18 protein-coding genes and 3 tRNA genes are annotated in these 20,770 nt (G+C 45.4%); 13 read left to right on the forward strand and 8 right to left on the reverse strand.

The features are described from left to right. Nucleotides 1–94 precede the first annotated feature (94 nt). The 5 genes from HXT28_RS00860 to HXT28_RS00880 all read left to right on the forward strand — a co-directional run bounded on the left by HXT28_RS00860 (nt 95) and on the right by HXT28_RS00880 (nt 2,926). Nucleotides 95–241, forward strand: coding sequence for a hypothetical protein (locus tag HXT28_RS00860; RefSeq protein ID WP_196227894.1), 147 nt, complete (start codon nt 95–97; stop codon nt 239–241). Between the two features lie 587 nt (nt 242–828). Next, nucleotides 829–902, forward strand: a tRNA-Lys gene (locus tag HXT28_RS00865). 118 nt (nt 903–1,020) lie between these two features. Then, complete coding sequence (gene xseA, locus HXT28_RS00870) at nt 1,021–2,385, forward strand: exodeoxyribonuclease VII large subunit (RefSeq protein WP_422113676.1); 1,365 nt, start codon at nt 1,021–1,023, stop codon at nt 2,383–2,385. A gap of 36 nt (nt 2,386–2,421) precedes the next feature. Continuing rightward, entirely contained in the window at nt 2,422–2,748 is a 327-nt protein-coding gene (xseB, locus tag HXT28_RS00875) for an exodeoxyribonuclease VII small subunit (RefSeq protein WP_422113508.1), read from the forward strand. 105 nt (nt 2,749–2,853) lie between these two features. After that, nucleotides 2,854–2,926: transfer RNA gene (locus HXT28_RS00880), tRNA-Arg, on the forward strand. A gap of 211 nt (nt 2,927–3,137) precedes the next feature. Here the strand turns inward: HXT28_RS00880 and HXT28_RS00885 are convergent. Then, nucleotides 3,138–3,428 (reverse strand): addiction module antidote protein, encoded by a 291-nt coding sequence (locus HXT28_RS00885; protein WP_016636961.1) that lies wholly within the window; start codon nt 3,426–3,428, stop codon nt 3,138–3,140. A gap of 1 nt (nt 3,429) precedes the next feature. Beyond that, nucleotides 3,430–3,735 (reverse strand): type II toxin-antitoxin system RelE/ParE family toxin, encoded by a 306-nt coding sequence (locus tag HXT28_RS00890; RefSeq protein ID WP_016636960.1) that lies wholly within the window; start codon nt 3,733–3,735, stop codon nt 3,430–3,432. Between the two features lie 354 nt (nt 3,736–4,089). On the opposite strand from HXT28_RS00890, the gene ileS reads away from it, so the two are divergent. Further along, nucleotides 4,090–7,488 carry a mupirocin-resistant isoleucine--tRNA ligase gene (gene ileS / locus HXT28_RS00895; RefSeq protein ID WP_422113509.1) on the forward strand — a complete coding sequence of 1,133 codons (3,399 nt, stop codon included), beginning with the start codon at nt 4,090–4,092 and terminating at the stop codon, nt 7,486–7,488. 172 nt (nt 7,489–7,660) lie between these two features. Beyond that, nucleotides 7,661–8,431 (forward strand): glutamate racemase, encoded by a 771-nt coding sequence (gene murI, locus HXT28_RS00900; RefSeq protein ID WP_064347248.1) that lies wholly within the window; start codon nt 7,661–7,663, stop codon nt 8,429–8,431. 69 nt (nt 8,432–8,500) lie between these two features. Here murI and HXT28_RS00905 read toward each other — a convergent pair whose 3' ends face one another. After that, nucleotides 8,501–9,148, reverse strand: coding sequence for a vitamin K epoxide reductase family protein (locus tag HXT28_RS00905; protein ID WP_016636956.1), 648 nt, complete (start codon nt 9,146–9,148; stop codon nt 8,501–8,503). 79 nt (nt 9,149–9,227) lie between these two features. On the opposite strand from HXT28_RS00905, the gene HXT28_RS00910 reads away from it, so the two are divergent. Continuing rightward, a complete protein-coding gene (locus HXT28_RS00910; RefSeq protein WP_032814550.1) occupies nt 9,228–10,115 on the forward strand; it encodes a PHP domain-containing protein in 888 nt (295 codons plus the stop codon). Nucleotides 10,116–10,190: 75 nt separating this feature from the next. On the opposite strand, the gene HXT28_RS00915 is transcribed toward HXT28_RS00910, so the two are convergent. Continuing rightward, entirely contained in the window at nt 10,191–10,409 is a 219-nt protein-coding gene (locus HXT28_RS00915; protein ID WP_016636954.1) for a DUF3107 domain-containing protein, read from the reverse strand. A 101-nt stretch (nt 10,410–10,510) separates the two neighbouring features. Next, nucleotides 10,511–12,166 (reverse strand): phosphotransferase, encoded by a 1,656-nt coding sequence (locus HXT28_RS00920; RefSeq protein WP_422113677.1) that lies wholly within the window; start codon nt 12,164–12,166, stop codon nt 10,511–10,513. A 416-nt stretch (nt 12,167–12,582) separates the two neighbouring features. On the opposite strand from HXT28_RS00920, the gene HXT28_RS00925 reads away from it, so the two are divergent. Then, on the forward strand, nt 12,583–14,085 hold the full coding sequence (locus tag HXT28_RS00925) for an ATP-dependent helicase (protein WP_422113510.1): 1,503 nt from the start codon (nt 12,583–12,585) through the stop codon (nt 14,083–14,085). A 157-nt stretch (nt 14,086–14,242) separates the two neighbouring features. Here HXT28_RS00925 and HXT28_RS00930 read toward each other — a convergent pair whose 3' ends face one another. Then, nucleotides 14,243–16,003 carry a zinc-dependent metalloprotease gene (locus HXT28_RS00930; protein ID WP_422113511.1) on the reverse strand — a complete coding sequence of 587 codons (1,761 nt, stop codon included), beginning with the start codon at nt 16,001–16,003 and terminating at the stop codon, nt 14,243–14,245. 155 nt (nt 16,004–16,158) lie between these two features. Between HXT28_RS00930 and HXT28_RS00935 the strand changes: the two genes are divergently transcribed. Next, nucleotides 16,159–17,055 (forward strand): YlbL family protein, encoded by an 897-nt coding sequence (locus tag HXT28_RS00935; RefSeq protein ID WP_050567768.1) that lies wholly within the window; start codon nt 16,159–16,161, stop codon nt 17,053–17,055. A 79-nt stretch (nt 17,056–17,134) separates the two neighbouring features. On the opposite strand, the gene HXT28_RS00940 is transcribed toward HXT28_RS00935, so the two are convergent. Beyond that, nucleotides 17,135–17,208, reverse strand: a tRNA-Val gene (locus HXT28_RS00940). Nucleotides 17,209–17,326: 118 nt separating this feature from the next. Here HXT28_RS00940 and HXT28_RS00945 point away from each other — a divergent pair. The 3 genes from HXT28_RS00945 to HXT28_RS00955 are packed head-to-tail and all read left to right on the forward strand — an operon-like array spanning nt 17,327 to nt 20,355. After that, a complete protein-coding gene (locus tag HXT28_RS00945) occupies nt 17,327–18,772 on the forward strand; it encodes a DivIVA domain-containing protein (protein WP_016636949.1) in 1,446 nt (481 codons plus the stop codon). Nucleotides 18,773–18,811: 39 nt separating this feature from the next. Next, the gene (recO, locus tag HXT28_RS00950; protein ID WP_016636948.1) at nt 18,812–19,558 is read left to right on the forward strand and encodes a DNA repair protein RecO; all 747 of its coding nucleotides are present in this window, start codon (nt 18,812–18,814) and stop codon (nt 19,556–19,558) included. Between the two features lie 2 nt (nt 19,559–19,560). Next, nucleotides 19,561–20,355 carry an isoprenyl transferase gene (locus HXT28_RS00955; protein ID WP_016636947.1) on the forward strand — a complete coding sequence of 265 codons (795 nt, stop codon included), beginning with the start codon at nt 19,561–19,563 and terminating at the stop codon, nt 20,353–20,355. Here the strand turns inward: HXT28_RS00955 and HXT28_RS00960 are convergent. Further along, a complete protein-coding gene (locus tag HXT28_RS00960; RefSeq protein ID WP_016636946.1) occupies nt 20,352–20,720 on the reverse strand; it encodes an MTH1187 family thiamine-binding protein in 369 nt (122 codons plus the stop codon). The genes HXT28_RS00955 and HXT28_RS00960 overlap by 4 nt on opposite strands. Nucleotides 20,721–20,770: the final 50 nt, after the last annotated feature.

The following is a 20,770-nucleotide window of genomic DNA, read 5'->3' on the forward strand; positions in this document are numbered from 1 at the left end:
TGCATATTGAACAATTTCAGTATTGAGTTTTGATTTTGTTAATCAATCTAAGTTTAGTTGTTGCTAACGGCTGGTAAAAGTGCCCACTGCTCTTATGAGTGTGTGGGCACTTTTTATTAATGGTGCTAAGAATAAATATTTGCTTAAGTTTGACTCTGTTGAGATTTCAAGAATTGTAAATCTTCTTCACTCGATTACTGCTGAAAGAAGCACGACGATTTGCTTGAGTGCTGCGGTTTAGCGCGCGTGTTTGGAGTGCTTAACGTGTCGTAGACCTCCAAATGTGGGGTAAGCTCCTCGTAAATGGAGCGATTCACAACAGATAACCCTCCAAATGCGAGATGATTCTCTCACGTTTGGAGTGCTCAGCCCTCCGTAACCCTCCAAACGCCGGAAACTTTCCTCGCGTTTGGAGTGTTACGCTCAAGCAGGTCGTCAGCGCACACCAACCACAACCCAATTTCTAAAGCACAACCACACGAACCCGCCCTGCCTTCGTCAATCGAGACGAAGGCAGACCTCGCTTGCGTTGAAAGCACACTGTGCTTTCAGCATTGAGTCGTCGCTACCGCATCGATTTGCTTGATGCAAAGCTTCTTTGGTCGTCAGATTGTGCTTTCTTAAGATAATAAAGAAAGCACAATCGTGTGCGCGCTTGCGTGGAAAGTCCACTGGACTTTCCACATTGAGCAAGCGCTACCGCATTAGTGTATCGAGAAGCGCGCTGTGCTGCTTCTCGATACTCTAATGCGACACGCCGGCTTGCGCTCAACCGGATTCTGAGTATAGTAGTTACTCGGTTCGCGGAAACGAGCCGAGATAACCAACGCCCCTTTAGCTCAGTTGGTTAGAGCAGCTGACTCTTAATCAGCGTGTCCAGGGTTCGAATCCCTGAGGGGGCACAAACAAAACCCAAGCTTCGTGCTTGGGTTTTTTCGTATCTAATACTTCCGAAAACGCATGCAACAGCGCGTGTTTGTCCCTCTTTCCAGTCAATCTTGAAGTATGACCTTGTCAAATATGATGCCGCAATTATTTCAAGATGATGCGCAGCTTGAACAGTCGAAGCAGCCACAAACGTTCATGCAGCAGTCACAGCAACCACTTACACAGCAACCACTTACGCAGCCGCAGCCACGTCCGCTCCCTCTGAAAGCTGCCGACACAACCGCCGAAAACCCGTGGCCTGTTGCCGTCTTAAGCCAAAAGTTCCACAGCGCCGTAGAACGCTGGCCAGCCGCGTGGATCGAGGGTCAAATCGTCGAAATCAACATGCGCCGCGCCTCTTCCGGCTACATTACTCTTCGCGACAGCAACGAAGAAGTGTCGATTTCCGTAATGGGCTTCAGCAATTTCGTGCAGCAGGCGCGCGAACTTCGCCAGGGCGACCGCGTAGTCGTTCACGGCAAGGCGGATATTTGGGTAAAAGCTACGCGTTTAAGCTTCGTTGCAGACGAAATACGCCGCGTCGGTGCCGGCGACTTAAAAGCGCAAATTGACGAGTTGCGTAAAAAGCTTAAAGGCGAAGGCCTTTTTGACGCGGAAAATAAGATTCCACTGCCGGAGTTTCCTAAGTGCATCGGACTCGTGTGTGCTCCTCAAGCGCGCGCGGAGGGCGATGTTATTACGAACGTGAATTTGCGCTGGCCTGTTACGCGTTTCAAGGTTGTTCACGCGCACGTGCAGGGTGTGCAGTGCCCGGCGGATATTATTGCCGCAATTAAGCAGCTCGATGCGGACCCGGAGGTTGACGTTATTATCGTTGCTCGCGGTGGCGGCAGTTTTGAGGATTTGATTGGTTTTTCGGACGAGGGTGTGGTTCGCGCTACGGCCGCGTGTGTGACGCCGATTGTGTCCGCAATCGGACACGAGGACGATTGGACGCTGATTGATTTGGCGGCAGACATGCGCGCTTCAACTCCTACGGATGCTGCAAAGCGCGTTGTTCCGGACGTTCGCGAGCAGTGGCAGCTTATTGATAACGCGCTGCAAACTATGCGCATGCGAATTTCTGCGCGCATCGATAATGAGATTCGCCTCGTTGAGGGTTACGCGAACCGCCCGAGCCTTACGCGCCCGAGCACTATGCTTGAGCCGCACGAGCGATTGGTTGAGCAGGCTATTGAGCGAATGCGCCACGGTTTGGTGCGACTTCTTGACGATGCGAGCTTGACTGTTGAGAAGGCTCACGCGAGCTTGACTGCATTAAGTCCGCAGTCGACTTTGAATCGCGGATACGCTGTTGTGCAGCTCAGCGGTGGGCGAGTGCTGGACGACGCTTCGTTAGCGAAAGTTGGCGACGATATGACAGTTACGCTTAAAAGCGGCGTGGTTCTTGGCAAGGTGACTGGCACAAAAGTGGCTGCCGTAAAGTCAAGTAAGTAAATTTTTAGATATTTTAGATACAACGAAAGGTTAGATATGAGCGAAAAAGAAACTAAGAACGCAGAAAGTGCAGAAAGCGCGCAAAGTGCAGAATTTGCAAGCACTCTTACGAAAGAAGAGCGCGCTGCGATTGAGGCGATGCCGTATGAAGAGGCTTGCGAAAAGCTTGTTCAGGCGGTTCAGGCGCTGGAAGCTGGTGGTTTGACGCTCGACCAGTCCATGCGTCAGTGGGAGATTGGCGAGGCGTTGGCAAAGCGCGCGCAGGGTTTGCTTGCCACGGTTCGTGCCAAGTTGGACGCGGCACAGGCGGAGCAGTCAGCTACAGCGGCTACGGCCGGCACGCAGTCTAATCTTGAGGATTAGCGCGCGCCGCAGTGACACGCCTTAGTGTATAATTGCCATTTGTTGCTTTGCAGGATGCGTGCGCGTGTTTCATTTTGCGTGTTGCGCGCTGCAATCAACTACACTGCCTCGGTAGCTCAGTGGATAGAGCACCACTCTCCTAAAGTGGGTGTCGTCAGTTCGATTCTGATCCGGGGCACTTTTATGTGTGGACGTTGTGCAGTTTATATTTGTGCAATGATGTTGTTCGCTGTATATAGTTTGCTTGTTTTTGACAAATATTAGTTTCTTTTGTAAAACGAGTATGTGGTGAAGTCAGACTGTGTCTGGTTCGCGAAGAGCCAATCAAGCGATTGATTGGCTCTTTGTGCATCTAATAGCGGGGGATTGTGAATTTAATTAGCAGATTATTATTTATTCACTGCAAGTGTCATGTGTAATCCGAGTGCTTTTAAAATTTTTGAGATTGTTGCAAATGATGGGTTTCCTTCTTTAGAAAGTGATTTGTACAGTGATTCGCGATTAAGTTTCGTTTCTTGAGCTAGTTTGCTCATTCCGTGAGCTTTTGCTATATCTCTTAGAACAAGTTGGACTGTTTTAGTATCTCCATCTTCTAGTGCAATAGCAAGATATTCATCAATTGCTTCCTGTGTGTCTAAGTATTTACTTGCATCAAACGTTGAAAAAGTAACCTTGTCCATCTTATTGTTCCTCGTGTAATTGTTGTGCCAATTTATGAGCTGTATGTATGTCCCTAGATTGACTTGATTTGTCTCCGCCTGCTAAAAGAAAAACTGTAAGTGAGCCGATTTGTGTGTAATAAATACGATATCCTGCTCCAAAATGAAAACGCATTTCGCTTACTTTATTACCAACGGATTTTATATCGCCAATCATTTGTCCATGTGCCTCACATTTTGCAATTGCGTATAAAATTCGCTTTTGCGCGTGTTTGTCCTTAAGCTTTTTAAGCCAGGTGTCAAATAAATTACTTGATATAATTTCCATTTACATAATTGTAGTCTAAAAGCTACAAATGTCAATTTATATTAGCAAAGTTGCTAATGTTAGGGGATAGTGTTAGATTATTCCTAACTTAAGCGTTGATCCGTTATCGGCGGGGAGTTTTCGGAAGAACGGCGAGGATTCGTAAGATTCTCGCTTATTAGAACCGACGGGGTTGGCCCGCACAGCCAAACACGAGAGGCTATAAGAATAGTTCGATTGCGTTTCGTACTTGCGTTTCGTACTTGCGTTACGTACTTACGTTACGTAATCATCTTATAGCAAGCGAGGTGGTACCGCGGCAGTAACTGTCGTCCTCGCAGGGAAATATTCACCCTGTTGAGCGAGGAGAGCACAGTGAGCGAATCCACTAATCCAGCAGCAAACGCGTCCGCAAATCACGTATATCCAAAGGTAAGTGTTTCTGCATCAACGCAAGCAACCGCCGACGCGCAAGTTGCCCCAAATCCTTCTTTCCCAAAGCTTGAAGAATCCGTTCTCCAATACTGGGATGCAAACAATACTTTCCGCAAGTCAATCGAATACCGCCCGTCCGGCAAGGGTAGCCAAAACGAGTTCGTGTTCTTCGATGGCCCTCCATTCGCAAACGGTCTTCCTCACTACGGTCACCTTCTCACAGGCTATGCAAAAGACGTTGTTCCGCGCTATCAGACTATGCGCGGCCGCAAAGTAAACCGCGTTTTTGGTTGGGATACTCACGGACTTCCAGCAGAGTTGGAAGCGCAGAAGGAACTCGGCATCGAATCGGTTGAGCAAATCGAAAAAATGGGCATCGCGAAGTTCAACGACGCTTGCCGTGCTAGCGTTTTGAAGTACACGAAAGAGTGGCAAAACTACGTGCATCGTCAGGCTCGCTGGGTTGATTTCGAGCGCGGCTACAAAACGCTGAACATTCCATACATGGAATCCGTAATGTGGGCATTTAAGCAGCTTTACGATAAGGGCTTAGCTTACAAGGGCTACCGCGTGCTTCCGTACTGCCCAAAGGACCAGACTCCGCTCAGCGCTCACGAGCTTCGTATGGACGCGGACGTTTACCAAAATCGCCAGGATACTACCGTTTCCGTCGCCGTTAAGCTTCGCGACGAAGACGATGCTTACGCAGTCTTCTGGACCACTACTCCTTGGACTGTGCCAACCAACTTTGCAATCGTAGTCGGTGCAGACATTGACTACGTGGAAGTTCGCCCAACCGAAGGCAAGTTCGCAGGCAAAAAGTTCTACATTGGCAAGCCTTTGCTCGGCTCCTACGCTAAGGAACTTGGCGAAAACTACGAGGTTGTGCGCGAACTTAAGGGCGCTGAGATGGCTGGCTGGCGCTACTACCCAGTATTCCCATACTTTGCAAGCGATTCTGCGCTCGCAGAGGGTGGCACTCCTGGTCCTAACGCTTTTACGATTTTCACAGCAGATTATGTCGACACCGCTGAAGGTACTGGTCTTGTTCACCAGGCTCCTTACGGCGAGGACGATATGAACACGCTTAACGCACACGAAATTCGCAGCGTTGACGTGCTCGACGCAGGCTGCAAGTTTACAAGCGACTGCCCAGATTACGAAGGCTTGTACGTTTTCGACGCGAACTTGCCAATTTTGCGCAACTTGCGTGCAGGAGACGGTCCGCTTGCTCAAATGCCGGAAGATCAGCGCGCGTTGCTGTTCCAAGAAAAAAGCTACGTGCACAGCTATCCTCACTGCTGGCGTTGCGCAACTCCGCTTATTTACAAGCCTGTTTCTAGCTGGTTTGTGTCTGTTACAAAGATTAAGAAGCGTTTGCTTGAGCTCAATCAGGAGATTAATTGGATTCCTGGAAACGTTAAGGATGGCCAGTTTGGTAAGTGGCTTTCTAACGCTCGCGACTGGTCAATTAGCCGCAACCGCTTCTGGGGTTCGCCAATTCCAGTGTGGGTGAGCGACGATCCAAAGTATCCTCGCGTAGACGTGTACGGTTCGTTGGAAGAACTTAAGGCTGATTTTGGCGATTATCCTCGCGATGACGATGGCAATGTGAATATGCACCGTCCATATATTGATCGCCTTACCCGTCCAAATCCAGACGATCCTACCGGAAAGTCGCAAATGCACCGTATTACGGACGTTCTCGACTGCTGGTTTGAGTCTGGTTCTATGCCTTTCGCACAGTTCCATTATCCGTTTGAAAATAAGGACTTCTTCGAAGAGCACTTCCCATGCGATTACATCGTTGAGTATATTGGTCAGACTCGCGGTTGGTTCTACACGCTTCACATTATGGCTACGGCGCTTTTCGACCGCCCAGCTTTTAAGAACGTGATTTGCCACGGCATCGTGCTTGGTTCCGACGGCCAGAAGATGAGTAAGCATTTGCGCAATTACCCAGATGTTAATGGCGTTTTCAACGAGTACGGTTCGGACGCTATGCGCTGGTTCCTTATGTCTTCGCCAATCTTGCGCGGTGGCAATTTGATTGTGACTGCCGACGGCATTAGGGATACGGTTCGTCAGGTTATGCTTCCAGTTTGGAGCTCGTACTACTTCTTCACTTTGTATGCGAATGCTGCAAACGGTGGCAAGGGTTACGATGCTCGTCGTCTTCGTGCGGATGAGGTTGCAGGACTTTGCAACATGGATCGTTATTTGCTTGCTCGCACGCGTTTGCTTGTTGAGCGCGTTGAAAAGTGCTTGAACGAGTTTGCTATTAGTGACGCTTGCGCGGCAGTTGGCGATTTTATTGACGTGCTTACGAATTGGTATATTCGCGGCAGTCGCGACCGCTTCTGGAATGAAGACGAAACTGCTTTCAACACGCTTTACACGGTTTTGGAAGTGTTCATGCGCACGATTGCTCCTCTTGCTCCTATGGAAGCTGAGGCTGTGTGGCGCGGTCTTACCGGCGGAGAATCCGTGCATTTGGCTGATTGGCCTTATTTGGTAGAGCCTGAAATGCTTTCGGATGGCGAGAAGAACCCTAAGGTTGGCGAAGTAACCGAGCTTGGTGCTGTTCTTGCGCATGACGATGCTTTGGTTGCTGCTATGGATAAGGTTCGTGAGGTTGTGTCTTCTGCGCTTTCGTTGCGTAAGGCGGAACAGTTGCGCGTGCGCCAGCCGTTGGCAAACTTGACGGTTGTTGCAGAAAATACTGCTGCTGTTGAGCCTTATGAGCAGGTGCTTGAGCGTGAGCTTAACGTGAAGAACGTTACATTCTGCACTTTGGAAGATGCAAGCTCTCACGGTTTGAAGATTGTTCATGAGCTTAAGGTGAATGCGCGCGCTGCTGGTCCTCGTTTGGGTAAGCAAGTGCAATTTGCTATTAAGTCTTCTAAGAGTGGCGATTGGCGTGTTGACGAGTCTGGTGCTCCTGTTGTTCAGACTCCAAACGGCGAAGTTGCGCTTGTTGAGGGCGAGTATGAGCTTGTGAATCGCGTTGAGTCTTCGGATGCTCAAGCAGCTGCGAATACGGCTTCTGCTGCAATGCCAACTGGCGGTTTCGTTATGCTTGACACCGCTTTGACGGACGATTTGCTTGCGGAAGGTTATGCTCGCGACGCTATTCGCGCTGTTCAGGATGCTCGCAAGGAGAACGGTTTGGACGTTACTGACCGAATCGCTTTGACTTTGAGCGTACCTAGCGCGGACGTTGCTAAAGTTAATCAGTTCCGCGATTTGATTGCGGAGGAGACTTTGGCTACGAGCTTCGAGGTTGTTGAGGCTGATTCTAGCGCAACTGAGCTTAGCGTAAGTCTTAAGCGTGCGTAAATCACAACTAACAGCTAACTAAACATATAGCTAACTTAAACAAAAACGTGCCGGTGTATTTCAATACGTCGGCACGTTTTTTGTTATTGCTTCGCTTGTATTTTTGTTTTTGTTTCGCTTGTATATGTTGAGGCTCGCCATTACGATAGTAAGCGTTTTTAGGAGGTAGTTTATGGCATCGTCGGCAGCAATTGGCGTTTTTGATTCGGGGCTTGGAGGTATTTCCGTAGCTCGTCAGTTGCATGCTAGTCTTCCGCACGAGCGAATCATTTATTTTGGCGACTCTGCTAACGCTCCATACGGCATTAAAACGCCTGAGGAAGTTAAAAAGCTAAGTTTCGCAATTGTTGAGCGATTCGTTAGTCTAAATGTAAAAGCCATCGTAATTGCTTGCAATACTGCCACTTCTGCAGCTGTGAACGATTTGCGCGCGAACTACAGCATACCTATCATAGGTATGGAGCCGGCGCTTAAATTAGCTTGTGATTTAGGCAAAGGTAAGCCTCAGCGCGTAATCGTAGCGGCAACTCCTCTTACTCTTCGCGAGCGCAAGTTTGCGGATTTGCTGCAACGTTTTTCGCAAGATAACACGATTTTTTCGCAGCCTTGCCCTGACTTAGTGCGTATTGTTGAGCGGGGGGAGCTTCATAATCGTGATGTAGTTTTTGCTGCTCTTCACAAGTATTTCGACGAGTATGATTTAGACAGTATTGATTCGGTTGTGCTTGGTTGCACGCATTTTGTGTTTTATAGGGATTATTTCCGTGAGTTTTTGCCTGTGCGCACGAATATTGTTGACGGCAATGAGGGTACGATTAACCATTTACACAAAATATTGGAACTTAATAATGAGCTTGCAAGCGATTCTCAAGAAGGCAGCATAACTCTTACTAATTCGGATACAAGCGAGCGCATGCAAAATCTTGCGAAGAGCTTGTGCTGAAGAGCTTGTGTTGGAAAAAGTTCGCGTTAAGATCTTGCGTTAAGATTTTGCGTTACAAATCGCTCTTACTCAGCCAAAAAATACTTTAGAATATTGGCACAAAATCAAAGTAAGCAATGCCGCAACCCAAAGCGCGTCTATGAGCAAGTCGTATCGCAAACGGTAGTAGCTTTCAACCAAGCTAAAACGCTTAACAAGCAACTTTTGTGAACTTACGCTTGCGTGCGTTAGCGCCATAAATTGCACAGTTGTGGAGAACATAAGCATAATGCACCACGGGCACAACGCGTGAATCACGAACATAGATTGCGAAAACAGCCAATAAGCGTAGGCGAGTGCGCACAAGCCACCAAGCCAAGTGCAGATTGCAAACCATCGCGGCACACGTACGTGAATCATACCAATAACAGCAAGTGTTACGAACACGCTTTCTGCGGCAATTCCAAAGAATGCGTTTGGGAAGCTTAATTCGCCGAATTTCACCATTTCTGCCTGCCAAGTTTGTGCTACGCGCGAACAGGAAACTACACTGTTAAAATCACAACTCAAGAGCTTTTTAGGAGCACGCGCTAAAGCAAGGGTTTCAGCAGAAAGTATAAGCGAAGTTACGAGCGCTACAGCAGAGAAAAATAGCATCACGCCATAAGTCCATACTGCAGAGTGCCTCCAGCCGTGGAGTGTTGTTTTGCAGTTTTCTTCGACTTCATTTTGCTGCATGACTGCTCCTCACTAATGTATTTGCCTACTTTTGCGTTATACGTAACACGCTTTACAGACTACAGTCTACGATAATTATATGACTGTAACGAGTAACAACACGTACGCGCACTTTTCGCACGATCATCATCGTTGGGATTTGCACTGCCATACTGTGTATTCTGATGGCACTGCAACACCAACTGATTTAGTTACGCAAGCTAAAATCGCTGGTTTGCAAGGGGTTGCTATTACAGATCACGACACTACTGCCGGCTGGGATGATTTTCGTCAAGCTGCTCATGCTGTGAATATGCCAGCACTGTTTGGTTCGGAAATTACTGCGGAAGATGCTGGAGTTTATGTGCATATGCTCGCATATCAGTATCATCCGCAGGATGATTGCATAGTAAGTATGTTTGCGTTGACTCGTAAGCGTAGGTTTGAACGCACAAAGCGTATGGTTGAACAGATGTCGTGTGATTTTCCTATTACGTGGGATGATGTTTTAGCTCAAGCTAAGCTTGGTGATTTGACTACAATTGGACGACCACATATTGCTGATGCTCTAGTAAAAGCTGGTGTGTTCCAAACGCGCTCCGAGGCTTTTGCTGGTCCTGTTTCTCCGCAAAGTCCATACTATATTCCTACGCCTTCGCCGAATGTGCGCGATGTCATTGATGCTGTTAAGCACGCTGGTGGCGTGGTTGTTATTGCACATCCAGCTGATCCTAGCCGTAACCGCGTGCTACTTTCGGATGATCAGATTATTTCTTTTGCTCAATATGGTCTTGATGGGTTAGAAGTGTATCATCGCGGAAATTCTCAAGATCAGCGCCGTCGTTTGCTTGCTTTGGCGCGTAAATGTGATTTGCTTGTTACTGGTGGATCTGATTGGCATGGACTTGGTAAGCCAAACCGTTTGGGTGAGGAAACAACAAGTAGTGACGTAGTATCTGAAATATTGTCCCGCGGTTATAAGCTATAGACTATAAATTCCGGCAAATGTTTCCACAAACAGCAATATTGGCAACAAATGCCGGGAATTAAGCTGTTGTCTTTTTTAATTGAGAGCTCCGAATCCTACTGCGTGCTTTGGCGTGTCACCAATGAGAGCGTAAGACAATGATGAGGAGGAGATCATAATGGTGCGACCATTTACATCAGTAAACTCAAGCATCTCCTTGGAATCATTGATTATGTTGCGAACTTCTTCAGAGCTCTGATTGGTTTCAAAATTAATTGAATCGGAAACGTTTTTTATACCGAGCACTACTCGCATATGTGTCCTCCTGTTATACTTATTGCCTTATTTTTGCGTTATTGTATTTCGTTACTGTATGTCGTTATTCACTTATAATTTTCACTTATATTGTATGGCACCTACTTATGTAAGTCTGCTTGCGCATCACGCATAGCACGTTCCTCACGCTCAAGTAGAGGAATAATTACAGTTTCAGGTTTATCATTATCTACGTTGGTGCTCACTGTTGACTCGGCTTCGTGATCGGATTCAGACTTTGTGTAAGCTATACTCTGTGATTCAGAAGCGTTATTTATCATCGCGTGTTCTGAATCGTCTGTATTGTTTGTAGATTCTGTATGAGTATCGCCATTATTGTGCTCTATACCTGTTGTTTTTTGTGCAATTGTTTCTGCTGTCTCATGCTGTGCTTGAGTTGTTACATGTGTAATAACCTGTGTTGCAGTGTCATCTGCAAGCTGTGCCTTTTTTTCAAGATGAGCGCTTGATGTGTAAGTGCCAGTATATTGCACTGTGTGTTCATGTGTACTATCGTTTGCTGTAATCTCATGCTCATTGGTTACATCTTGACGATTACTGTGCGTGGAATCGCCTTCAATAGTAATGTCGCGTTCATGAGTTTCATCACTAGTGTCCGTATTCGTCATATTATGCGTATGATTCGTAGTATTGACAGTATGGGCAGTGCCATTGTGTGCAATTTGGCGACTTTGTGTATTATCGTTTTCAAGCAATGAACCAACAGTAATCGTGGAAGCAGGATTGTTATTGTGATGTCCATTTTTTACTGATTGTGCATTGCTAATGCGCGTTAATTCGTGGGCTAAGCGTTCAACTTGTGCTTTAAACCGCATAATGCTCGTGGTGTCAGCCCGCTGTAAAGCTTGGATAAAATCGCCAACTTGTTCCATTTGCAACCACAAGTTCGCTCGTAACATAATCAAACTATCAAGGCGAGATCCCATCATGCGACCATACGCAGAAAGTACAGCATTCCTGCGTTGCTCATTAAGCTTTGCAAAAATCCAAGCTAAATCGCGTGCAGGATCATTAATTTGCATATTTTGCCAATTTGTTACAGCAGTGATAGTTGATCCAGTAAAAAGAATATCGCCATCTACGAAACCACCGTGTACTGGACATGTTTCAAAAGACCATAAACCTTCGGTTTCTAAGACTCTGGACCAGCTGTCAGTAATTTCTGTTGGAATATGTCCCGCTTGACGAAGGCGTTTAATCCAACTGGTTAGCTGCGCGCGAATTTGACCAGTTGTAAAAGCAGGATATTTACCGCGTGTCACAAAAGTAGTATGTAAACGATGAATAGCACCAATTGCTGTACCAACGTTAGTGCAATCTTCAGTAGTAAGAAGACGTAAGTCGCGTGCGCTACCTTCAAGGTGTTCGCAAATAAGTACCGTAGCATCATCATCTTTGTTGATAACAAGACTTGACATATTACGCATAGGTTGCTGCGTGTTAGCAACTTGCGCATTGTCAGTATTCTGTTCGGTATTTTCACGTTTTCCTGGAACAAAGGTAAGCATAGTATCGTAAGCAAATCCCAGTGCTGCTAAATCTTTGCTATGTTGCAATGTCCATGCTGCACGTGCTCGATCGTGCAAACGTTTGCGACCCTTACTCTCGGCACTGATAAAAACGTCATAAAGGCGACCAGAAACATCTTGTACGACTGCGTGAGAAATCCCTGCTGCCGTATCAGTGGTATTAACCTGCTCACTTTGGCGTGTTCCTGCAAACTGTACTTCGGGCATGGCTGCAGATGCCAGTGCTGCCAACTTAAATCTACTGAGTTGTGTCACACTCCCACAGTAATACAAAGCACCGAAATTTCGCCAATTTGTTATGGATATGGTTGGCAGTTTACTATCTATTATCTTATTGTTTTGGTTTTTACTTTTTGATAAAGATATGTTTTCGTATCGTCGGTCAATGTTGACTCATATTTCAGATCATTACTGAGGAAGTTTGAGAATAAATTTCAGCATTGTGCATTCTATTGTTAGCTGACGCATCCCTTAAGCAACACACAGTATGCAGCAGTAAAAACGTGTAAATATGAACTACCTACTAGTGCTCAACAGTAAACATACAGATTATATTATCCAAATTATCCACATATCTTTGTTGCAATTGTACAAGCGTCGTGAATACTGCAACAATAGTAAGTATGAATTCTTCACCTGAAGCGCTTTTAAATGGTCTGGATAATGCGCAATGTGCTGCAGCTACCGCTGTAGAAGGTCCAGTTCGCATTATTGCTTGCGCTGGAGCTGGTAAAACGCGAACTATTACACATCGAATTGCATATGCTTGCGCTACAGGTAAGTGGGATCCTGAGCGAGTGTTGGCTGTTACCTTTTCTGTAAAAGCTGCATCTGAAATGCGCTCGCGTATTGAATCGCTTGGAATTAGCAATATTGGTTGTGTTGCAACATTTCATGCGGCTGCTTTGCAACAGATTCGTGATGTGTGGAGTGAAATTTGTTCTGCGACTTTTCCATCTATTATGGACGATTCTCAGCAAATAATATCTTCCGCGATGAAACGTTACCCAGATTTTGTGGATATGACGTTATTGCAAACTCGCGATATTTTAGCGGAAATCAATTGGTCTAAAGTTTCACTGATTGCTCCAGATGATTATATTCGCGTGTGTGCTGCAACGCATCGTATGCCTCCAGCAGGATTAGAGCCGCAACAATTTGTTGACTTATACGAAGCTTACGAAACTGAAAAAAATGCGCGTAACTGTATCGATTTTAACGATATTCTCCTTCTTGCATGTCATATTTTACGAAATTTTCCTGATGCTGCCAGTCGTATTCGTCAATCAATTGGTTGGATTACTGTCGATGAATATCAGGATGTGTCACCTTTGCAACATGAATTATTGCGATTGTGGATGGGGAAAAATCGTGATATTTGCGTAGTAGGAGATCCTGCGCAAACTATCTACTCATTTGCTGGCGCAAGTAGCTACTATTTGCTTACTTTCCCGCAAGAATTTGCCCCCGTAAGTGCCGACATTAGTTTGAATACGGATTATCGTTCTACTGAACGTATAGTGGGGCTTGCTAATCGTGTGCTCGCTGCTTCGCCTTATAAGCGTGATTATGTAAAAGTTAAGGCGTTAACTAGGGGTGGTACTCGTGTTTCACAGCAAGTTTTTGCTACGGATATTGAAGAAGCGTTGGGTGTAGTTGAGCAAATTGCAAAATTAGTAAAAACTGGTATTGCTAAGTTGGGGGATTGCGCAATACTTACGCGCACTAATGCTCAGCAGCAAGTTATTTGTAGAGCGTTAAAAGCAGCAAAAATGCCATATCGCGTGAGAAGAGACGTAGGTTGGCAGCGTAACGTGCTAGAAGATGTGCAACATTCACTTGCAGCAAATGGTAATGGTACCTCGAATATTGTTGATATTTCAACGGTTACCGTTTCCACAATTCACGCAGTGAAAGGTCTCGAATTTTCTCATGTTTATGTTATTGGTTGCGCAGAAGGTCTTATACCATTCGGTTCTGCTTTTACAGACGAAGATATAGAAGAAGAGCGTAGACTTATGTACGTTGCTGTAACTCGAGCAGAAAAAACCTTACATCTTTCGTATGCATTACGTAAAGAAAATGGCATGGGTATGAATCGTGTGCCGAGCCGTTTTTTGGCTTAAATGATAACCTTTTTGCAACAACTTGTTGAAGCAGTGTCTCATATTGATGTTGCAGATTGCTGTTGCGAAAATAATGTTCAACACTGTTTATTTGTTCATACTGCAGTTGTGTGACTGCAGTATGAACAAATAATACTGTTTTATAAGGTGAAGTTGATTATTCAGCTGAATTGTTGTCGCCAGAATCCTCTTTATTGCCAGAAGGCCCTTCGTTGTCAGCATCAGTGTTGTCAGCATCAGTGTTGTCAGCATCAGTGTTGTCAGCATCGGTGTTGTCAGCATCGGTGTTGTCAGCATCACTAGGATTGTCGTCAGAGTTGTTGTTTTGGTTCTTTTGGCGCGCATCTTCCTCAAGCAGTCTACTAAGATCAGCATCCCAATCATTTCCACTTGAGTAATCATCAGCAAACTTACTGGAACTTTTGCTGTTCGTAACTGCTGTATCACTTCCGCTGTTCGCGTTCTTGTTGCTATGTTCTGTGTTGCTTGCACTAGTGTGCAAATCTGCAGAAGAATTTTCGGAAGATTCTGCAGGCTTACTGTTTGGTTCAGTGCCATTTGTAGTCTGCTGATTATGTGAATTTGTAAGTTTGTTCTGTTGATCAGTATCGTCAGGTAGTGTTGGCAGCAAATCTGGGTGGCTCCATAAGTTATCTCGCTCTTCAACACCATGTTCACGAGTCAATTTTTCCCATAATTGCGCAGCTTCACGCATACGACGAGGGCGTAGATGTAAGCCAAGTAGCGACTCAAAGGTTACTTCTGCCGGTCCTCCTGCAGCTCGTTCACGACGCATCATTTCACGAAGTTGTTCAATATGCTCAATATGAGCCATGCCTGCCTGCCATGTAACGCAATCAACCCAACCTTCAACAAGTGCAAGTAACGTTTCCAAACTATGTAATGCTTGACGCTGTTCTTCGGAATCGTTGCTGCCAATATTAGATAAGTTTACGGCACCAGAAATAGTTTCCGGATTCATTGTTTCTATATCTCGAAGCTGATCTTCCATAGCTTCTAAATCAATATTGATGCCGTTTGCATATTTAATAATCAGTGCCTCAAATCGTGGCATAAGCCATGGTACAGCTGCGAATAATCTTGCATGAGCAGACTCACGTAGTGCCAAATAGTTCATAACTTCACTCATATCCAGCTCCCACACTTTTGCGTATTCAATGCAATTGTATGGAATTAATCCACCGGCTGGATTTTGTAGTAAAGCAAGTCCTTGATCAAAACTGCCATGAACTTCGTGAGATAACGCACCAGCAGCTTGTCCTAATTGCATAGCAAAGGAAGTGTTACCGAGCAGCTTCATTAATTGTGCTGGATTATTCATTCCTTCTGGCATTGGAATTGGCACAACGCCAGCAAATATTCCTTTTACTTCTGCGTCGTCCACATCATGGAATCGTTCTTCAATAACGGAACTCAGTGCTTTGTTTACTGAATTTGCTACCGGATTAGCGAATTTTACCCATGCTTCCAAGGTTCCTTCTACCCAATCTGCTCGAGACAGTACGGCAGGAGTTCCTGGAGCAGGATTGAATTTGCAAGTGATATCTAGCCACAAATTTGCTTGACTTAGTGCGCGGCGAGCAGAGTCAGCGACTTCGGCGTTTACTTTACCTTGATCACCGGTCGCGTGTTGTAATGCAATAGACTGCGCTAATTTGCGATTAATTGGTCCCTCTTCAAGCGTTGCTTCCATTTCGCTTGGATTATTGAGACCGCCTGCGCTAAAAGCTTGCATCATGCTGCGAACTTCGTCTGGTTTAGGAAGCTTGCCTGGATTTTGATTGAGAATCTGTTCACGCAGCTCAAAAGGAAGCTGCTCAAGCTGTTTCCATGCTTCTTCGCCTTGTACTGGCCCAAAGCATTCAATAAGCCATTGGTGAATTGCATCATCGTTCATGAGGTCATCCTTTATGCTACGTGCAACGCACTCGTTACGCGCAAATTCGCGTACCGCTCAATACAATACAGTAATACAGTATATTCTACTCGATTGTACAGTTTTGTGTTAAGTCGTATAAGAAAACTATAGAGGGCTTGTGTCATGATACAAGCATGTCTAGGTTTACATTGCCTCAATTATTTCGCGCATGCGTTCAACGTTTTTTCACACTGTTGCGCAAAGTAGCTACGCACACGAGTTTGCACTCTTTACGCTATTATGCTGGATGTTTTACAGTATTCGTAGCATTAGTTGCATTACTGTCTCCGAGTGCTTACGTTGTTGAACAACCGGGACCTACACAGGATGTGTTAACTTCAGTGTCGAAAATCCCCGTAATAGACATGTCTGGTTCGCGCGTGAAAGAACACCACGATACTGGCAAATTATTAATGCTGACTGTTACTACTTTAGGTGTTAGTTGCGAAATTCCAACTTTTTACGCATTGCTATCTTGGTTTAATCCTCAATGGAAAGTGGTGCCACGTGAAGCAGTGGTGCCAGTTGGTCAAAGTGCAGATGACTATGAGCAGGCATCAGTACGTGAGATGAATGATTCGCAGAATGTAGCTCAACGTGTAGCATTGCAGTATGCGGCTAAGAAGCTGGGCATCCATACTGATGGAGTAAAAGTTCGTTTGCATATTGAGGATATTGGTGGTCCTTCTGCAGGAATGATGTATGCGTTGGGTATTCTTGATAAACTTACTCCCGAAAATGAAACAGGCGGTAAGGTTGTAGCTGGCACAGGAACTATTGAAAAATCACAAAAAATTGGTGCTATCGGCGGTATTCGTCTAAAAATGATTGCAGCTCAACGCGATGGTGCTACTTGGTTTTTAGCTCCCCAAGATAATTGTGACGAAGTAGTAGGGCATGTGCCGCAAGGATTACGAGTAGTGCGTGTAAGCACGCTTGATGAGGCTTATACAGCATTGAGAACTATTGGTTCTGGTCACAATGTACGCTCATTGCCAACTTGTAGTGCAAAAAATGCAAATGCAAAATAAGCGAATACAAATAAGAGAATCTAAATAAGCGAATACAAAATAAGCGAACCTAAATAAATGAATCAAATCGAATAGAAAGTGGGCGATGAGGGACTCGAACCCCCGACATCCACCGTGTAAAGGTGGCGCTCTAGCCAGCTGAGCTAATCGCCCGTTCGCAACAAAGTAAAAACATACATGAAGGTATGTACGAATGCAACGTGTGGCGCGCGTCGCAACAATCGCGTACAGTATATTGAATAAGAACATGTGCTCAGGAGGTCGATATTCGATGGCTCAAAAACCTGATACCGCTCGTAATGCTTCAGGAATGGAGCGTGTTGGTAAGCGTAAGTTAGGATATAACGTCGCACAGGTGAATGCTTTTCTAGAGCGTGCGCATACGTTGTATGAAAGTGACGATGATCGACTCACACAGCAAGACATTCAGGATGTTTCTTTTGATTTAGAGCGCAATGGTTACATTATTGGTCAAGTTGACGCGGCTTTATCTCGTTTAGAGCGTGCTGTTGTTGATAAGTGTACTGCACGAGAACTTGCACAATGCGGCAGAGTCGTGTGGAAAGCGCGTGCTGATGCTTTGTATAAGAAGCTTTTACAGCATGCGCAGCGTGATTATCGTAATCGTTTTGAAGGTGGTGCACCGCATCGACCATCTTATGCTCGTAAGCAAGTTGACATTATGGTTGATCAAGCGCTCGATAAAATTGCAGTGATGCTTGATCACGAAATTGAGTGGGAAACTGATGAAACAACATTAGCTGCTATTGATGCTTCCTATGTTTCTAATGTAATTTTTACGCAGCGAACAGGCAAGCGTGGTTATGATGAGCGTCAGGTTGATTATTATTTGAATGCATGCATTCGCTTACTGAGTAGTTTGGAATCTTTTGGTAGGGTAGCGCAGTATGTTGATACAGATAAACGTGATGCATACTCGCACGTTGCGTCGCCAATTACGTCTGCTCCTGCTCTTGCACATACGTCGGCACCTACTTCAGTTTCAGTTATGCCTGTAGTTCAACCTGTTGTTTCTACTCCTGCTCCAGCAGCTTCTGAGGCTTCAGCAACTCCTGCTCCTGTTTCAGCTGCGCCATCGTTTGCTCCTTCGGTGCAGACTGCTTCTTCGCATATTCCTGCATCTTCAGTAGTTGAAGATATCGTCGATGAGACTGTGGCTGCGGATAGTGTTCCTCATTTAACGAATATTCCTGTGGTTCCTCCTCAAGTGCCAAATCACGACAAGCAGAGTATTTTTGCTCCTGTAGATTATGACCATCAACGTGCTGATGATTCATTTGAATCATTGCATCAATCTGAGCGTGCGATTTTTACGCCTCATGTAGCAGTAAGCAATTCTTCAAATATTGATGATACTGATAGTAATGATGAGCTTTTGCAAAGTGCTACTGTAATGCATAATTCAACTTCTTCTGCGCCAGTGCCTCCTTCGTTTACGCCTGCAGCAACTCGCCATGATAATCCAGCGCCTGCTGCACATACGTCTACTGCTGTTCCGTCATTCCCTCCTGCGGCGCCAACCCAGCGCACGCATCCAGTGCAGCAGATGCCGATTACGCACTTGGCTCCAAGCAAACCGTTAAATTTGGACATTCCAGATCTTTCTTTCCCGATTATTGGTCATATTGATGAGTCCAATGTTTTTGATGATGATACACATAGTGCTAAGGATGCAAACGATACTGATCATGAGTAAATATTGCGCTTGTATACGCAAATGAGCTTAGTTTGATTCATGCCATTATACCGTGATGAAGCTGTGGTTCTTCGCGCCTTTCCTCTAGGTGAGGCAGATAGAATTGTGGTGTTGCTAACGAAGCAGCATGGTAAAGTTCGTGCTGTTGCTAAGGGTGTTCGTCGCCTTAAGTCGCGTTTTGGTGGTCGTCTTGAGCCTCTTATGCGCGTTGACGTGCTTTTGGCGCAAGGAAAGTCTTTGGATGTTGTATCTCAGGCTGTTTCTATTACTGCGTATGCTGGTGAAATTTGTGCTGATTATGTGTCGTACGAATACGCTAACGTCATGCTGGAAGTTGCGGATGCCTTAGTTTCTCACGAATATCTTGACGAATATATTCCTGAATATCAAGATACCTCCGGGCAGTATCGTTTACTTATTGCTGCTTTATCTTCATTGTCTCACCATAAGCATGCGCCGGTTGCTATTGGTATGTCGTATGTATTGCGTGCATTATCGTTAGCTGGATGGTCGCCGCGTTTAACAGCTTGTGTTGTTTGTGGAAAGACCGAAGACTTATGCTACTTTTCACCTACTGCCGGTGGTGTTATGTGTGCAAGTGATCACACTCCTGAGTCAATTATTTGCTCTCATGAAACGCGATTGCAACTATGTGCGCTTGCACAAGGGAATTGGTCTGTAGTAGACGGTACGTCGATTGACAATTCTACCGTGTGTTGTATTCAACAATGGGTTGAATATTATCTGGAACGTCCAATTCGTTCGATGGGGTTGTTACATTCGTAAGTATGGCTTTTGAAAATGTAGATTATACGTCGCTTGATATTCCAGCGGCTCCTTTTAGTGACCCTTCTCGTATACCAGATTTTCCTAAGGGTAAAGTTCCTCGTCATATCGGTGTGATTATGGACGGCAATGGTCGTTGGGCAAAAACGCGAGGAATGATTCGGACCGAAGGTCACAAAGCCGCAGAACCAGTAGTTTTTGACGTTATTGCAGGAGCTATAGAAGCAGGAGTTCGCTACTTAAGCTTGTACACTTTTTCTACCGAAAATTGGAAACGATCTCCGCAAGAAGTGCGATTTTTAATGGGATTTTCTAGGGATATTATCCATAGGCGAGTTGCGCAAATGAACGAGTGGGGAGTGCGCGTTCGCTGGGCAGGTCGTCGCCCACGTTTGTGGAAGTCTGTTATTGACGAGTTAGAAAAAGCGCAAGAAATCACCAAAAATAATAAAACTATTGACGTTGTTTTTTGCATAAATTACGGCGGTCGTGCAGAAATTGCGGATGCGTGTGCGCAAATTGCAAAAGAAGTTCGCGACGGCAAAATTAAAGGCGATCGCGTAAGTGAAAAAATGATTGCGGATCATTTATACAATCCAGATATTCCAGATTGCGATTTGGTGATTCGCACTTCCGGCGAGCAGCGCACGAGCAACTTTTTGCCGTGGCAAGCATCCTACGCGGAGCTTGATTTTGTGCCAGAGCTCTTCCCGGATTACGGCCGCGAAGCGCTGTGGAGATCAATCGACCGTTATGCGCATCGCGACCGCAGATTTGGTGGCGTCAAAAACGCTTAATCTTCGTTGTTTTTGCGTTCGTCGAGAATCTTATCTACAAGCGCACTTTTTGCGTCAATTTGATTGCTAAAACCAGGGCGAATATCTAACTTTAAGAGTACTCCAGTGCGGTATCCTTTGTTGACTAAAGCCATCGTAGCATCTTTTACTACACGCATAACGTCATCAAATTCGCCCTCAATATTCGTAAACATTGCGTTAGTTTCGTTCTTTAACCCGGAATTACGAATTACTTGTACAGCATCCGCCACGTACTCGCTTAACTCGTCACCAACTCCGCTTGGAGCAATGCATAACGCAGCAACAGTGTTAGTTTTGTGCTCGTTCGCATAGTCGTTTGTATTCGCGCTATTATTCTCACTCATAGTAACAATTCCTTTAAAATCGTAATCTTACGCAAATTTAGCAAAAACAA

Origin of the sequence: Gardnerella washingtoni, from assembly GCF_049262705.1 — a bacterium.
Lineage (GTDB): Bacteria > Actinomycetota > Actinomycetes > Actinomycetales > Bifidobacteriaceae > Bifidobacterium > Bifidobacterium vaginale_D.

Excerpts from the sequence above, each read along its gene's own strand:
- recO (WP_016636948.1), top strand. The coding sequence starts at position 18,812 with ATGCCATTATACCGTGATGAAGCTGTGGTTCTTCGCGCCTTTCCTCTA.
- murI (WP_064347248.1), top strand. The coding sequence starts at position 7,661 with ATGGCATCGTCGGCAGCAATTGGCGTTTTTGATTCGGGGCTTGGAGGT.
- xseA (WP_422113676.1), top strand. The coding sequence starts at position 1,021 with ATGATGCCGCAATTATTTCAAGATGATGCGCAGCTTGAACAGTCGAAG.
- HXT28_RS00860 (WP_196227894.1), top strand. The coding sequence starts at position 95 with ATGAGTGTGTGGGCACTTTTTATTAATGGTGCTAAGAATAAATATTTG.
- xseB (WP_422113508.1), top strand. The coding sequence starts at position 2,422 with ATGAGCGAAAAAGAAACTAAGAACGCAGAAAGTGCAGAAAGCGCGCAA.
- HXT28_RS00960 (WP_016636946.1), bottom strand. The coding sequence starts at position 20,720 with ATGAGTGAGAATAATAGCGCGAATACAAACGACTATGCGAACGAGCAC.
- HXT28_RS00910 (WP_032814550.1), top strand. The coding sequence starts at position 9,228 with ATGACTGTAACGAGTAACAACACGTACGCGCACTTTTCGCACGATCAT.
- HXT28_RS00930 (WP_422113511.1), bottom strand. The coding sequence starts at position 16,003 with ATGAACGATGATGCAATTCACCAATGGCTTATTGAATGCTTTGGGCCA.
- HXT28_RS00905 (WP_016636956.1), bottom strand. The coding sequence starts at position 9,148 with ATGCAGCAAAATGAAGTCGAAGAAAACTGCAAAACAACACTCCACGGC.
- HXT28_RS00935 (WP_050567768.1), top strand. The coding sequence starts at position 16,159 with ATGTCTAGGTTTACATTGCCTCAATTATTTCGCGCATGCGTTCAACGT.
- HXT28_RS00955 (WP_016636947.1), top strand. The coding sequence starts at position 19,561 with ATGGCTTTTGAAAATGTAGATTATACGTCGCTTGATATTCCAGCGGCT.
- HXT28_RS00890 (WP_016636960.1), bottom strand. The coding sequence starts at position 3,735 with ATGGAAATTATATCAAGTAATTTATTTGACACCTGGCTTAAAAAGCTT.
- HXT28_RS00915 (WP_016636954.1), bottom strand. The coding sequence starts at position 10,409 with ATGCGAGTAGTGCTCGGTATAAAAAACGTTTCCGATTCAATTAATTTT.
- HXT28_RS00925 (WP_422113510.1), top strand. The coding sequence starts at position 12,583 with ATGAATTCTTCACCTGAAGCGCTTTTAAATGGTCTGGATAATGCGCAA.
- HXT28_RS00920 (WP_422113677.1), bottom strand. The coding sequence starts at position 12,166 with ATGCCCGAAGTACAGTTTGCAGGAACACGCCAAAGTGAGCAGGTTAAT.
- HXT28_RS00885 (WP_016636961.1), bottom strand. The coding sequence starts at position 3,428 with ATGGACAAGGTTACTTTTTCAACGTTTGATGCAAGTAAATACTTAGAC.
- HXT28_RS00945 (WP_016636949.1), top strand. The coding sequence starts at position 17,327 with ATGGCTCAAAAACCTGATACCGCTCGTAATGCTTCAGGAATGGAGCGT.